The sequence below is a fragment of the Glycomyces sp. L485 genome (assembly GCF_022548875.1).
Lineage (GTDB): Bacteria > Actinomycetota > Actinomycetes > Mycobacteriales > Micromonosporaceae > Glycomyces.
The window spans coordinates 13,463-25,919 of sequence record NZ_JAKZEW010000033.1; the positions used below are offsets into that span (position 1 = coordinate 13,463).

The window sequence follows — 12,457 nt, forward strand, 5'->3', positions numbered from 1 at the left end:
CTTACAACACCTCCGGTGCGAGGGAGATGATCTTCATGAACTGCTTGTCGCGCAGCTCGCGGGCGACCGGCCCGAAGATACGGGTCCCTCGCGGTTCGCCGTCCTTGACGAGGACGGCGGCGTTCTCGTCGAACTTGATGTACGAGCCGTCCGGGCGGCGGCGCTCCTTGACGGTGCGCACGATGACGGCCTGGACCACATCGCCCTTCTTGACTCCGGCGCCAGGGATGGCGTCCTTGACGGAGGCCACGATCGTGTCGCCGATACCGGCATAGCGTCGGCCAGAGCCGCCCAGCACCCGGATGCACAGGATCTCCCGCGCACCGGTGTTGTCGGCGACCTTCAGCCGCGACTCTTGCTGAATCACGTCCCGATCTCCCTACTTGGCCTTCTCAAGGATCTCGACGACCCTCCAGCGCTTGGTCTTGGAAAGCGGCCGGGTCTCCATGATGGAGACGCGGTCGCCGACGCCGCACTCGTTGGTCTCGTCGTGGGCCTTGTACTTCTTGGTGGACCGGAGCACCTTGCCGTACAGCGGGTGCTTCTTGCGGTCCTCGACTTCGACCACAGCGGTCTTGTCCATCCTGTCGCCGACGATGACGCCCTCGAGCACCTTGCGCCGGCCGCGAGTGATCTCTTCCTCGCTCATTCTTCAACCTCCTCCGGCGTGGCGCTGAGGCCCAACCGGCGCTCGTTCATGACGGTGTAGATCCGCGCGATCTCCTTGCGGACCAGGCCGAGCATGTGGTTGTTCTCCAGCTGCCCGGTGGCTCCGCGGACGCGCAGGTTGAACAGCTCTTCCTTCTTGTCCAGGAGTTTGGCCTGGAGCTCCTTGTCGCTGAGCTCGCGGAGCTCACCGGTGTCGATACCAGTCGCCATTACAGCTCACCTGCACCTTCACGCGTCACGATGCGGCACTTCATGGGCAGCTTGTGAATAGCGCGCATGAGCGCCTCGTGGGCGATCGTCTCCGTCGGGTACGAGATCTCGAACATCACGCGGCCCGGCTTGACGTTGGCCACCCAGAACTCGGGCGAGCCCTTACCGGAGCCCTGACGGGTCTCGGCCGGCTTCTTCGTGATGGCGCGGTCCGGGAAGATGTTGATCCAGACCTTGCCGCCACGCTTGATGTGGCGGGTCATCGCGATACGAGCCGCTTCGATCTGGCGGTTGGTCACATAACTGTGCTCCATCGCCTGGATGCCGTACTCGCCGAACGTCACTCGGGTGCCGCGAGTCGCCTTGCCCTTGCGCTTCGGCGCGTGGGGCTTGCGGTAACCGCGCGGCGGTTTCCGTGGCATGAGCATGTCGCTTAGCCCTCCTGCTTCTGAGTCTCGGCGGGCGCGGCGGGAGCCTCGGCGGCCGGAGCGGCGCTCGCGCCGGCGGGGGCCGAACCCTGGCGACCGCGGCCGCCACGGCCGCGTCCACCGCGGGCCTGTCCGCCGCCACCGCGTCCACCGCGGTCGCCGCCACCGGCGTCACGACGGCGCTGCACCTGCTCGGCCTGCTCCTTGAGCGTGGCCTCGCCCTTGTAGATCCACACCTTCACGCCGATGCGGCCGAAGGTCGTGTGGGCCTCGAACAGGCCGTAGTCGATGTTCGCGCGGAGCGTGTGCAGCGGGACCTGGCCCTCGCGGTACTGCTCCGAACGGCTCATCTCGGCGCCGCCCAGACGGCCGGCGCACTGGACCTTGATGCCCTTGACCGTCGGGTTGCGCATGGCCGACTGGATGGCCTTGCGCATCGCGCGACGGAAGTTGACGCGGCTGGCCAGCTGCTCGGCGACGCCCTGGGCGACGAGCTGCGCATCGACGTCGGGGTTCTTGACCTCGATGATGTTCAGCTGCACCTGCTTGCCGGTCAGCTTCTCCAGACGACCGCGCAGCCGGTCCGCCTCGGCGCCCTTGCGGCCGATGACGATGCCCGGGCGGGCGGTGTGGATGTCGACGCGGACCCGCTCGCGGGTGCGCTCGATGTCGACCTTGCTGATGCCGGCCCGCTCCAGACCCTTCGTCATGAGCTGACGGATCTTCACGTCCTCGCCGACGTAGTCGGCGTATTCCTTGTCGGCGTACCAGCGCGACGTCCAGTCACTGCTGATGCCGAGGCGGTACCCGTGCGGGTGAACCTTTTGACCCATTACTCGGTCTCCTCCTTCTCAGCGGACTCGTTCGACTCGCCGGTCTCGGCCGGCTTCTCCGCTTTCGGCTCGGCCTTGGCTGCGGCCTTCGGCCGGCGGATCGAACCCGCGTCGGCCTGAGCGGCCTGGACGGACTCCACCACCACGGTGATGTGGCTGGTGCGCTTGTTGATCCTGTAGGCGCGGCCGTGGGCGCGCGGGCGGTAGCGGCGCATCGTCGGGCCTTCGTCGACCTTGATCTCGGAGATCAAAAGCGACTCGGGGTCGAGGCCAAGGTTGTTCTCCGCGTTGGCCGAGGCCGACGCGATGACCTTGTAGACGATCTCGGCCGCGCTGTAGGGCGCGAACTCGAGGGTCGTCAGAGCCTCGTCCACGGGCAGGCCACGCACGAGGTCGACGACGCGGCGCGCCTTGCGCGGAGCGACGCGGACATACCGCGCCGACGCGCGCGCCTTCGGAGCCTCCTGCTCCAGTGTTGCCATCGTTCTATTCCTTCGTTCGTTACTTCAAGCCCGTGGCCTAGCGGCGACGGCTCTTGCGGTCGTCCTTCTCGTGGCCCCGGAACGTGCGGGTGGGAGCGAACTCCCCGAGCTTGTGCCCGACCATGTTCTCGGTGACGTACACCGGAACGTGCTTCCGCCCGTCGTGAACCCCGAAGGTCAGCCCGATGAAGTCGGGCGTGATCGTGGAGCGACGCGACCAGGTCTTGATGACGGTCTTCGACTTGGACTCGACCGCCGCGTCCACCTTCTTCTGCAGGTGGTCGTCGACGAACGGCCCTTTCTTAAGGCTGCGACCCATGCTTACTTACCCCGCTTCCGGCTGGCGTTGCGACGACGGACGATGAGCCTGTCGTTCGGGTGGTTCTTCTTCCGGGTGCGGCCCTCCGGCTTACCCTGCGGGTTCACCGGGTGACGACCACCGGAGGTCCGGCCCTCGCCACCGCCGTGCGGGTGGTCGACCGGGTTCATGACGACACCGCGGACGGTCGGGCGCCAGCCCTTCCACCGCATGCGGCCCGCCTTGCCCCAGTTGATGTTGCCCTGCTCCGCGTTGCCGACCTCGCCGACCGTGGCGCGGCAGGTCACCTGGACCAGGCGGATCTCACCGGAGGGCATGCGCAGGTGCGCGTACTTGCCTTCGCGGGCGAGCAGCTGGATCGAGGCGCCGGCGCTGCGGCCCAGAGCGGCACCGCCGCCGGGCTTGAGCTCCACCGCGTGGACCGTCGTACCGACGGGGATGTAGCGCAGCTCCAGCGAGTTGCCCGGCTTGATGTCGGCCTCGGGGCCGTTCTCGACCCGGTCACCCTGCTTGACGCCCTTGGGGGCCAGGATGTAGCGCTTCTCGCCGTCGGCGTAGTGCAGCAGCGCGATGTTCGCGGTGCGGTTGGGGTCGTACTCGATCTCCGCGACCTTGGCCGGCACGCCGTCCTTGTCGTGGCGGCGGAAGTCGATCACGCGGTAACGGCGCTTGTGGCCGCCGCCGCGGTGGCGGGTCGAGATCTTGCCCGAGTTGTTGCGGCCGCCGGTCTTGGTGATCGGACGGACGAGCGACTTCTCGGGCGTCGAGCGCGTGATCTCGGCGAAGTCGGAGACGCTGGAACCACGACGCCCTGGCGTCGTCGGCTTGTATTTGCGAATAGCCATAATCGGTTAACTCCCTGCGTCCCTACGAGATCTGTCCGCCGAAGATCTCACCGAGACGACCGGGGTCGCCCTCGACGGTGACGATCGCGTGCTTGACGCTCTTGCGCTGGCCCCAGCCGTCACGGGTTCGCTTGCGCTTGCCGTCACGGTTCAGGGTGTTGACGCTCTTGACGTCCACACCGAAGATCTGCTTGATCGCGATCTTGATGTGGCTCTTGTTGGCGCGCGGGTCGACCTCGAAGGTGTACTTGCCCTCGCCGAGGAGGGTGTAGGTCTTCTCCGAGATGACCGGCTTGATGATGATGTCGCGCGGGTCGGCGACGGTCACTTCGCTCATGCCGCGACCTCCTGCTCGGTCCGGTCAGCGATGAACGCCTCAATGGCGGCTTCGCTGAACACGATGTCCTCGTTGTTGAGCACGTCGTAGGTGTTGACCTGGCCCCAGTCGAGGATGTGGACCTCGGGGAGGTTCCGCAGGCTCAGCTGGGCCGTGGACTCGTCGCGGGCCAGTACCACGAGGACCTTCTTGCCCTCGGTGTTGGCCGCCAGAGCCGCCTTGGCGTCCTTCGTCTTCGGGGAGTCCCCGTCGATGAAGGAGGAGACGACGTGCACGTTGCCGCCGCGCACCCGGTCGGTGAGAGCGCCGGCCAGGGCCGCCGCCTTCATCTTGCGGGGCGTGCGCTCGGCGAACGACCGCGGCTTGGGGCCGTGGACGACGCCGCCGCCGGCGAACTGCGGGGCGCGGATCGAGCCCTGGCGGGCGCGACCGGTGCCCTTCTGGCGGTACGGCTTCCTGCCGCCGCCGCGGACCTCTGCGCGGGTCTTGGTGTTCGCCGAGCCGGAACGCGCGGCAGCGAGCTGCGCGGTCACGACCTGGTGCATGAGCGGGATGTTCGGCTCGACGTCGAAGATCGACGCCGGGAGCTCGATGGTCTTCCCGGTCTCTTTGCCAGCGGCGTCTTTGACTTTGATTTCAAGGCTCATTGCTAGGCCACCTGCTTCACTGCGCTGCGGACGAGCACCAGGCCGTTCTTCGGGCCGGGGACGGCGCCCACGATGAGCAGGAGCCCGCGCTCGGCGTCGACCGCCTGGATGCGCAGGTTCTGCGTCGTGTGGCGGTTGCCGCCCATACGGCCGGCCATGCGCATGCCCTTGAACACGCGGCCCGGCGTGGCGCAGCCGCCGATCGAACCGGGGGCACGGTGGACCTTGTGCGCACCGTGGCTGGCGCCGAGGCCGCCGAAGCCGTGACGCTTCATGACGCCGGCGAAGCCCTTGCCCTTGGTGGTGCCGGTGACGTCGACCAGGTCGCCCGCCTCGAAGATCGAGGCCTCGACGGTCTGGCCGAGCTCGTAGTCGGCGGCATCCGAAGTGCGCAGTTCGACGAGGTGGCGACGCGGAGCGACGCCCGCCTTCTCGAAGTGGCCCTGAATCGGCTTGGTGACGTTCTTGAGTTTGACGTCGCCGAAGCCCAGCTGCACAGCCGAGTAGCCGTCGACGTCCGGTTTACGAATCTGGGATATGACGTTCGGCCCGGCCTGCACCACGGTGACGGGAACGGCGCGGCCGTTCTCGTCCCAAACCTGGGTCATGCCGAGCTTGGTGCCCAGGATTCCCTTGATCTGCCTGTCCATTGGTGCCCCTACAGCTTGATCTCGATGTCGACACCCGCCGGCAGGTCGAGGCGCATCAACGAGTCGACCGTCTTCGGGGTCGGGTCGAGGATGTCGATGAGGCGCTTGTGCGTGCGCATCTCGAAGTGCTCGCGCGAGTCCTTGTACTTGTGCGGCGACCGGATAACACAGAAACGGTTGATCTCAGTCGGCAGCGGCACCGGCCCCGAGATGGCAGCCCCGGTCCGGGTGACCGTCTCCACGATCTTGCGGGCCGAGGAGTCCACGACCTCGTGGTCGTAGGCTTTCAGCCTGATGCGGATCTTCTGTCCCGCCATGGTTCCTTACCTAACGTAAATTGGCTGTTGAGACCGCTCCACGCGGTCGGGCGTGTCGCGAGCTTCAGACGGAGTTGGACACAGGAGTTCCCGTGTCTTGAGGTCTTGGCTCGCCCGCCTGCCCGCCGTGAACGGTCCCTCTCGGCGCCTGGTGGTGCCTACTTGGGCCCGCGGGCCGGGCGTGAGCATCAGGGGTCCGACTGGGCACGCCCGATGCAAACGCAACCTCCCTATTATGCAGGTCCCCGCACTCGCCCGGTAAGGCGGGGCGGAGACAGTGGGGCAGGTTACGCGTATGGAGCTGTAACGCAAAAGGACCGGGGAGACCCTGTGCCGATTCAAGGCTAGATGACATCGCCTCGGCGGGGCCTCCCCGGTACTCGGTGCTACTTGACGACCTTGGTCACACGGCCGGAGCCGACGGTGCGGCCACCCTCGCGGATCGCGAAGAGCAGGCCCTCGTCCATGGCGACCGGCTGGATGAGCTCGACCTTCATGGAGGTGTTGTCGCCGGGCATGACCATCTCGGTGCCCTCGGGGAGGGTCACGACGCCGGTCACGTCCGTGGTCCGGAAGTAGAACTGCGGACGGTAGTTGTTGAAGAACGGCGTGTGGCGGCCACCCTCGTCCTTCGACAGGATGTACACCTCGGCCTCGAACTCCGTGTGGGGAGTCGTGGTGCCGGGCTTGACGACGACCATGCCGCGCTCGACCTCTTCGCGCTTGGTGCCGCGGAGCAGGAGCCCCACGTTCTCACCGGCGCGCGCGTCGTCGAGGGTCTTGCGGAACATCTCGATCGCGGTCACCTTGGTGTTGATCGAGCCTTCCTTGATGCCGGTGATCTCGACCTCCTCGTTCGGGAGCAGCACGCCGCGCTCGACACGACCGGTCACGACGGTGCCGCGGCCGGTGATCGTGAAGACGTCTTCGACGGGCATGAGGAACGGCTTGTCGATCTCGCGCTCCGGCTCCGGGATGGAGTCGTCGACGGCCTGCATGAGCTCGGCGACCGCGTCGACCCACTTCTCCTCGCCCTCCAGGGCGCCGAGAGCGGAGACCTGAACGACCGGAGCGTCGTCGCCCGGGAAGTTCTGGTCGGACAGCAGCTCGCGGACCTCCATCTCGACGAGCTCGAGGATCTCCTCGTCGTCGACCATGTCGGCCTTGTTGAGCGCCACGACGATGTACGGGACACCGACCTGGCGGGCGAGCAGCACGTGCTCACGGGTCTGCGGCATGGGGCCGTCGGCGGCCGACACGACCAGGATCGCGCCGTCCATCTGGGCCGCGCCGGTGATCATGTTCTTGATGTAGTCGGCGTGGCCCGGGCAGTCGACGTGGGCGTAGTGCCGGCCCTCGGTCTGGTACTCGACGTGCGAGATGGAGATCGTGATACCGCGCTGCTTCTCCTCCGGCGCGTTGTCGATCTCGTCGAACGGCGTGTACGGGTTGAGGTCCGGGTGCTTGTCGTGCAGGACCTTGGTGATGGCGGCCGTCAGCGTGGTCTTGCCGTGGTCGACGTGACCGAGCGTGCCGATGTTGACGTGCGGCTTAGTCCGCTCGAACTTTTCCTTAGCCACTTCGTCCTCCTGTGGACTGAATAAATCTGGATTGACTTAACTGACCCATTGCGTCGCGGATGCCCCGCCGGCAACAGGTGGGTTCACGGGCGGGAGGGCAGGCTTGCCCTCCCGGTCCCGATTACTCGCCTGTCGCCTTGGCGATGATCTCCTTGGCGACGTTCGCCGGGACTTCGGCGTAGGTGTCGAACTGCATTGAGTAGTTCGCGCGGCCGGCCGTCTTCGACCTGAGGTCTCCGACGTAGCCGAACATCTCCGACAGCGGCACCTGGGCCTTGACCGTCCGGTCGTTGCCCCGTTCGCCCATCTCCTGGACCATGCCGCGTCGCGAGTTGATGTCGCCGATGACATCGCCCATCGATTCCTCAGGGCAGATGACCTCGACCGACATCATCGGCTCGAGCAGTACTGGCTTCGCCCGCTTCGCGGCCTCCTTCAGCACCATCTTGCCTGCGATCTTGAAGGCCATCTCCGAGGAGTCGACCTCGTGGTACTGGCCGTCGGCCAGTTCCAGCTTCACGCCCACCAGCGGGTAGCCCGCAAGGACGCCGTCCGGAAGCGCGTCCTCCGCGCCGGCCTTGACCGACGGGATGTACTCGCGCGGGATGCGGCCACCGGTGACCTGGTCGTCGAAGGCGAAGATCTCGCTCTCGTTCGAGTCCATCTTCAGCGGTTCGAGGTTGACGATGACCCGCGCGAACTGACCGGAACCACCGGTCTGCTTCTTGTGCAGGTACTCGATCTTCTCGACCCGCTGGGTGATGGTCTCCCGGTAGGCGACCTGCGGCTTGCCGATGTTGGCCTCGACGTTGAACTCCCGCTTCATGCGGTCGACCAGGATGTCGAGGTGCAGTTCGCCCATGCCGGAGATGATCGTCTGGCCGGAGTCCTCGTCGGTCTGGACCCGGAAGGTCGGGTCTTCCTCGGCGAGACGCTGGATCGCGGTGGCCAGCTTGTCCTGGTCGGCCTTCGACTTGGGCTCGATGGCCACGTCGATGACCGGCTCGGGGAAGATCATCGACTCCAGGATGACCTGGCTTCCGGAGTCCGTCAGCGTGTCACCGGTGGTGGTCTGCTTCAGGCCCTGGATCGCGATGATGTCGCCCGCCTGGGCTTCTCTGCGCTCTTCACGCTTGTTGGCGTGCATCTGGTAGATCTTGCCGATGCGCTCCTTGCGGCTCTTGGTCGAGTTCATGACCTGAGTGCCGGTCTCGATGGTGCCCGAGTAGATACGGGCGTAGGTGAGACGACCAAGGTGCTTGTCGGTCTGGATCTTGAACGCCAACGCGCTGAAGGGCTCGGTGACGTCCGGGTGACGCTCGGCCGGGGTCTCGTTGTCGAGGAGGGTCCCCTGGATGGCCGGGATGTCGAGCGGAGAAGGCAGGTAGTCGACCACCGCGTCGAGCAGCGGCTGCACGCCCTTGTTCTTGAAAGCCGTGCCGCACAGCACCGGGTTGATCTGGTTCGCGATGGTGCCCTTGCGGATCGCGGCCCTGACCTCCGCTGCGGTGATCTCTTCGCCCTCGAGGAACTTCTCGGCGAAGTCGTCGTCGCAGTCGGCGAGGGTCTCCAGGAGCTTCTCGCGGTATTCCTCGGCCTGCTCGGCCAGGTCCGCGGGGATCTCCTCGGTCTCGTAGCTCTCGCCGAGACCGGTCTCGCCGCGCCACACCTTGGCGTTCATCTCGACCAGGTCGACGACGCCGATGAAGTCGGACTCGTTCCCGATCGGGAGCTGGATCACCGCGACATTGGAGTTGAGGCGGTCGGTCATCATCTCGACGCAGCGGAAGAAGTTCGCGCCGGTGCGGTCGAGCTTGTTGACGAAGCACATGCGCGGAACGCTGTACTTGTCGGCCTGACGCCAGACGTTCTCGGTCTGCGGCTCCACACCCGCGACACCGTCGTAGACGGCGATCGCCGAGTCCAGAACACGCAGGGACCGCTCGACCTCGACCGTGAAGTCGACGTGGCCGGGCGTGTCGATGATCTGGATGATGTGGTCGTCCCACTCGCACTTGGTAGCAGCGGAGGTGATGGTGATGCCCCGCTCCTGCTCCTGCTCCATCCAGTCCATGGTCGCCGCGCCGTCGTGGACCTCACCGATCTTGTGCGAGACACCCGTGTAGTACAGGATGCGCTCGGTGGTGGTGGTCTTGCCGGCGTCGATGTGGGCCATGATGCCGATGTTGCGGAGCTTGGCCAGGGCCTCGTTCGCTTTATTAGCCACGATTGCCTTCTCTTGAGGTCACTACCAGCGGTAGTGGGCGAATGCCTTGTTGGAATCGGCCATCTTGTGAGTGTCCTCGCGCTTCTTCACCGCGGCGCCGAGGCCGTTGGAGGCGTCGAGGATCTCGTTGGTGAGCCGCTCGACCATGGTCTTCTCGCGGCGGTCGCGCGAGAAGCCGACCAGCCAGCGCAGGCCCAGGGTCGTAGCGCGCTGCGGACGGACGTCGACCGGGACCTGGTAGGTCGCGCCGCCGACTCGGCGGGAGCGAACTTCCAGGGTGGGCTTGACGTTGTCCAGGGCGCGCTTGAGCACGACCACGGGATCCTGGTCGGCCTTCTGGCGGCAGTTCTCGAGGGCTTCGTAGACGATGCGCTCGGCGAGGCGGCGCTTGCCGTCCTTGAGGACCTTGTTGATGAGCTGGGTGACGAGCACCGAGTTGTACACCGGGTCGGCGGTAAGCGGCCGGCGCGGCGCGGGACCTTTACGCGGCATGGCTTACTTCTCCTTCTTAGCGCCGTAGCGGCTGCGGGCCTGCTTGCGGTCGCGGACACCCTGCGTGTCGAGCGCGCCGCGGATGATCTTGTATCGGACACCGGGGAGGTCGCGGACACGACCGCCGCGCACGAGCACGATGGAGTGCTCCTGGAGGTTGTGGCCCACACCCGGGATGTAGGCGGTGACCTCGGTGCCGTTCATGAGCCGGACGCGGGCGACCTTGCGCATCGCCGAGTTCGGCTTCTTGGGCGTGGTGGTGTACACGCGCGTGCAGACACCGCGCGCCTGCGGGCTGCCCTTCAGCGCGGGCGTCTTGTTCTTGCTGGCCTTGGCCTTGCGGCCTTTGCGGACCAGCTGCTGGATGGTTGGCACTGAGCCAGACCCCTTTCAGCAGTGTGACGGTTGCGTATTCCTGTCTTGGCGGCGCCATCTGAAAGCCTGCTCAGAAGAGCAGGTTCCCGGCCCCCGCGTTCGGGCGTGTCGCGTCTCTCCGGACCCATACCAGTCCTTTGGGCAAAGCGAACTTCGCCGTTCTGGCTGGTTCAGACGCGTTCGTGAGGTCACTCGGCGAAGCCTGCGAGCCGATGACCGGCTCGAGCCAAGCGAGACTGACTATAGGAGTCAATATTCACGAAGCCCCCAGTGCGAGGGTGTGCGTGCCGATGACGCCAGGCGGGGCGGCCTAATGAGGGCCTTGCCGCCTTGCAGGCACGCAACCTGGCCTGGCTCTCACGGGGACCGAGCTGCCGGAGTAGACAGGGCCACCATGCCGCTCAAAGCGGTGTCCAGGCGCAAGGGAGAAGCCTACCTAGCCTAACGAACTGCGTCAAAGCCGATTTCGGCCCCAATGCATCCGTGTTCAGAGTCACGGAGTGCGGGACAGGCGAAGGGCAGTGGCATTGTTCGTTCGATGCGGTAGACACACCGTGTCCTATCGTAGCTCGCCGAACGCAGGTGGATCGAGGGGGCCGCCCCGTCGCGGGGGTATCCCGCCTCACTGCCCGGGCGAGCGCGCGGCGAAATCGCCCCCGTAGGTCGGCTCCCCCGCCGAGCGGGCCGCCTCGATGACCCAGACCAGCACGATCGCGATGACAACGGCGGCGGCGATTCCGAGGGCGATCCAGGCCAGCCGCCGTATGCGGGGCAGTTTCCCGGCCCCGAGGAGGAAGCCTTCGGAGGCCCGGATGTCGGCCTCGGCCTGTCGGGCGAGCATGAGCGCGATGAGAGCCGGGACGGCGCCGCCGACGAACGGGGCGAACGCGACCGAAAGGACCGCGAGCGTCATTGCCGCGACCACCTTGGTCGACTCGACCGGGTCCGGATCATCGGGGTGGCGGACCCCGCCTCCCTGCTGCACTTCGATCACCGGCCCATCCTATTCGCCTGGCACCTCACAGTCCCCGGGCCCACGGTCCCGGTCGAGGTTGGAAAAGTTCTTCCAGGCTATGGAAGAACCCGCCTCGGTTCCGCTCCCCGGACTTCCCGCGAGTCGCCATCGCGCTCCGGCGGCGGTTCGTCGTTCGCACGGTTTACGAATCGGACAGGATTCTCGGCTCGAACGACATCCCCTGATGGAAGACCGATGCACTTCGAATCAGTGTACGGCTATATGGTTCCCGAGGTATGGTTGCCAATATGAAGACGACGGTCGTGATCGCAGATGCCCTGCTCGAAGAGGCGAAGGAACACGCACGCAACGAAGGCACCACTCTCAGAGCGCTGATCGAGGAAGGACTTCGCGTCATCCTCGCCAAGCCGGGGAGCGGCAAGTCGGGCTACACCTTGCCCGACTTCAGTTTTCAGGGCAACGGACTGCAACAGCATCTCGAAGGCGCCGACTGGGAGACGATCAAGACGTTCGCGCGGGAGGAACGCCTGTGATCGCCGTCGACGCGAACATCCTGGTCTACGCCCACCGAACCGAAAGCGAGTTCCACTCAACCGCGGCGGAAGTCATTCGAGACTTGAGTGAAGGAAATCGGCTTTGGGCCCTGCCATGGCCGTGTCTGCATGAGTTCTTCTGCGTGGTCACTCACCCGAAGATCTACGACCCGCCTACACCGGCCGAGCAGGCCATCCACCAGATCGATGCCTGGATCAGCTCACCAGCGCTGGCGCTGTTCAGCGAAAGCGGAGGATACTGGCCACGCTTGAGGCCCCTGCTCGAAACCGGCAAGGTCCGCGGGTCGATGGTCTACGACGCCAAGATCGCCGCGATCTGCATAGAGAACGGCATCGAGGAGTTCTGGACCGTCGACAGGGACTATTCCCGCTTCCCCGGGCTCAAGACACGCAACCCGCTCCTGTAGGCGACCGAGAAGCACCCGCCGCTCCGTGCCTCGACCGCCCGACGGCCCCGCCTTCCGTACCCGCTGTGGCAGCTCCAGCAGGTAGGACTCATGGTTTTCCCAGCTCTTC

General features: G+C 66.0%; 19 protein-coding genes. 2 read left to right on the forward strand and 17 right to left on the reverse strand.

The genetic code is table 11. The features are described 5' to 3' along the window. Position 1 precedes the first annotated feature (1 nt). From rplN to L0U85_RS15300, 17 genes are all read right to left on the reverse strand, one after another. A complete protein-coding gene (rplN, locus tag L0U85_RS15220) occupies positions 2–367 on the reverse strand; it encodes a 50S ribosomal protein L14 (protein WP_136536814.1) in 366 nt (121 codons plus the stop codon). 12 nt (positions 368–379) lie between these two features. Continuing rightward, positions 380–649: a 30S ribosomal protein S17 gene (gene rpsQ, locus L0U85_RS15225; protein ID WP_241378616.1), complete on the reverse strand. Its 270-nt coding sequence runs from the start codon at positions 647–649 to the stop codon at positions 380–382. After that, positions 646–879 carry a 50S ribosomal protein L29 gene (gene rpmC, locus L0U85_RS15230; RefSeq protein WP_241378617.1) on the reverse strand — a complete coding sequence of 78 codons (234 nt, stop codon included), beginning with the start codon at positions 877–879 and terminating at the stop codon, positions 646–648. Before rpmC ends, rpsQ begins: the two co-directional genes overlap by 4 nt. Then, a complete protein-coding gene (gene rplP, locus L0U85_RS15235) occupies positions 879–1,307 on the reverse strand; it encodes a 50S ribosomal protein L16 (protein WP_241378618.1) in 429 nt (142 codons plus the stop codon). The genes rpmC and rplP overlap by 1 nt, the downstream gene beginning before the upstream one ends. Before the next feature lie 5 nt (positions 1,308–1,312). After that, complete coding sequence (rpsC, locus tag L0U85_RS15240) at positions 1,313–2,140, reverse strand: 30S ribosomal protein S3 (RefSeq protein ID WP_277605873.1); 828 nt, start codon at positions 2,138–2,140, stop codon at positions 1,313–1,315. Next, positions 2,140–2,622 carry a 50S ribosomal protein L22 gene (rplV, locus tag L0U85_RS15245; protein WP_347177455.1) on the reverse strand — a complete coding sequence of 161 codons (483 nt, stop codon included), beginning with the start codon at positions 2,620–2,622 and terminating at the stop codon, positions 2,140–2,142. The genes rpsC and rplV overlap by 1 nt, the downstream gene beginning before the upstream one ends. 37 nt (positions 2,623–2,659) lie before the next feature. Beyond that, the gene (gene rpsS / locus L0U85_RS15250; RefSeq protein ID WP_241378619.1) at positions 2,660–2,941 is read right to left on the reverse strand and encodes a 30S ribosomal protein S19; all 282 of its coding nucleotides are present in this window, start codon (positions 2,939–2,941) and stop codon (positions 2,660–2,662) included. A gap of 2 nt (positions 2,942–2,943) precedes the next feature. Then, positions 2,944–3,786: a 50S ribosomal protein L2 gene (gene rplB / locus L0U85_RS15255; RefSeq protein WP_241378620.1), complete on the reverse strand. Its 843-nt coding sequence runs from the start codon at positions 3,784–3,786 to the stop codon at positions 2,944–2,946. 22 nt (positions 3,787–3,808) lie between these two features. Next, complete coding sequence (gene rplW, locus L0U85_RS15260; RefSeq protein WP_026928998.1) at positions 3,809–4,123, reverse strand: 50S ribosomal protein L23; 315 nt, start codon at positions 4,121–4,123, stop codon at positions 3,809–3,811. Further along, a complete protein-coding gene (gene rplD, locus L0U85_RS15265) occupies positions 4,120–4,770 on the reverse strand; it encodes a 50S ribosomal protein L4 (protein WP_241378621.1) in 651 nt (216 codons plus the stop codon). The genes rplW and rplD overlap by 4 nt, the downstream gene beginning before the upstream one ends. A 2-nt stretch (positions 4,771–4,772) precedes the next feature. Then, a complete protein-coding gene (rplC, locus tag L0U85_RS15270; RefSeq protein ID WP_241378622.1) occupies positions 4,773–5,420 on the reverse strand; it encodes a 50S ribosomal protein L3 in 648 nt (215 codons plus the stop codon). 8 nt (positions 5,421–5,428) lie between these two features. Beyond that, the gene (rpsJ, locus tag L0U85_RS15275; RefSeq protein ID WP_026922761.1) at positions 5,429–5,737 is read right to left on the reverse strand and encodes a 30S ribosomal protein S10; all 309 of its coding nucleotides are present in this window, start codon (positions 5,735–5,737) and stop codon (positions 5,429–5,431) included. A 386-nt stretch (positions 5,738–6,123) separates the two neighbouring features. Beyond that, positions 6,124–7,317 (reverse strand): elongation factor Tu, encoded by a 1,194-nt coding sequence (tuf, locus tag L0U85_RS15280; RefSeq protein WP_241378623.1) that lies wholly within the window; start codon positions 7,315–7,317, stop codon positions 6,124–6,126. 121 nt (positions 7,318–7,438) lie between these two features. Further along, complete coding sequence (gene fusA, locus L0U85_RS15285; RefSeq protein WP_347177457.1) at positions 7,439–9,547, reverse strand: elongation factor G; 2,109 nt, start codon at positions 9,545–9,547, stop codon at positions 7,439–7,441. 18 nt (positions 9,548–9,565) lie between these two features. Beyond that, the gene (gene rpsG / locus L0U85_RS15290) at positions 9,566–10,036 is read right to left on the reverse strand and encodes a 30S ribosomal protein S7 (RefSeq protein WP_241378624.1); all 471 of its coding nucleotides are present in this window, start codon (positions 10,034–10,036) and stop codon (positions 9,566–9,568) included. A 3-nt stretch (positions 10,037–10,039) separates the two neighbouring features. Then, positions 10,040–10,411, reverse strand: a complete 372-nt coding sequence (gene rpsL / locus L0U85_RS15295) for a 30S ribosomal protein S12 (RefSeq protein ID WP_241378625.1) — start codon at positions 10,409–10,411, stop codon at positions 10,040–10,042. Positions 10,412–11,033: 622 nt separating this feature from the next. Continuing rightward, positions 11,034–11,405 carry a hypothetical protein gene (locus tag L0U85_RS15300; RefSeq protein WP_241378626.1) on the reverse strand — a complete coding sequence of 124 codons (372 nt, stop codon included), beginning with the start codon at positions 11,403–11,405 and terminating at the stop codon, positions 11,034–11,036. 269 nt (positions 11,406–11,674) lie between these two features. Here L0U85_RS15300 and L0U85_RS15305 point away from each other — a divergent pair, with 269 nt between their 5' ends. Both L0U85_RS15305 and L0U85_RS15310 read left to right on the forward strand, forming a co-directional pair. Beyond that, positions 11,675–11,920 (forward strand): type II toxin-antitoxin system VapB family antitoxin, encoded by a 246-nt coding sequence (locus L0U85_RS15305; RefSeq protein WP_241378627.1) that lies wholly within the window; start codon positions 11,675–11,677, stop codon positions 11,918–11,920. Continuing rightward, positions 11,917–12,348 (forward strand): TA system VapC family ribonuclease toxin, encoded by a 432-nt coding sequence (locus tag L0U85_RS15310; RefSeq protein WP_241378628.1) that lies wholly within the window; start codon positions 11,917–11,919, stop codon positions 12,346–12,348. Before L0U85_RS15305 ends, L0U85_RS15310 begins: the two co-directional genes overlap by 4 nt. The last annotated feature ends 109 nt before the right edge of the window (positions 12,349–12,457 follow it).

Excerpts from the sequence above, each read along its gene's own strand:
- rplW (WP_026928998.1), bottom strand. The coding sequence starts at position 4,123 with ATGAGCGAAGTGACCGTCGCCGACCCGCGCGACATCATCATCAAGCCG.
- rpsJ (WP_026922761.1), bottom strand. The coding sequence starts at position 5,737 with ATGGCGGGACAGAAGATCCGCATCAGGCTGAAAGCCTACGACCACGAG.
- rplB (WP_241378620.1), bottom strand. The coding sequence starts at position 3,786 with ATGGCTATTCGCAAATACAAGCCGACGACGCCAGGGCGTCGTGGTTCC.
- rpsC (WP_277605873.1), bottom strand. The coding sequence starts at position 2,140 with ATGGGTCAAAAGGTTCACCCGCACGGGTACCGCCTCGGCATCAGCAGT.
- rpsG (WP_241378624.1), bottom strand. The coding sequence starts at position 10,036 with ATGCCGCGTAAAGGTCCCGCGCCGCGCCGGCCGCTTACCGCCGACCCG.
- rpmC (WP_241378617.1), bottom strand. The coding sequence starts at position 879 with ATGGCGACTGGTATCGACACCGGTGAGCTCCGCGAGCTCAGCGACAAG.
- rpsQ (WP_241378616.1), bottom strand. The coding sequence starts at position 649 with ATGAGCGAGGAAGAGATCACTCGCGGCCGGCGCAAGGTGCTCGAGGGC.
- rpsS (WP_241378619.1), bottom strand. The coding sequence starts at position 2,941 with ATGGGTCGCAGCCTTAAGAAAGGGCCGTTCGTCGACGACCACCTGCAG.
- rplP (WP_241378618.1), bottom strand. The coding sequence starts at position 1,307 with ATGCTCATGCCACGGAAACCGCCGCGCGGTTACCGCAAGCCCCACGCG.
- L0U85_RS15305 (WP_241378627.1), top strand. The coding sequence starts at position 11,675 with ATGAAGACGACGGTCGTGATCGCAGATGCCCTGCTCGAAGAGGCGAAG.
- rplD (WP_241378621.1), bottom strand. The coding sequence starts at position 4,770 with ATGAGCCTTGAAATCAAAGTCAAAGACGCCGCTGGCAAAGAGACCGGG.
- rplV (WP_347177455.1), bottom strand. The coding sequence starts at position 2,622 with ATGGCAACACTGGAGCAGGAGGCTCCGAAGGCGCGCGCGTCGGCGCGG.
- rplC (WP_241378622.1), bottom strand. The coding sequence starts at position 5,420 with ATGGACAGGCAGATCAAGGGAATCCTGGGCACCAAGCTCGGCATGACC.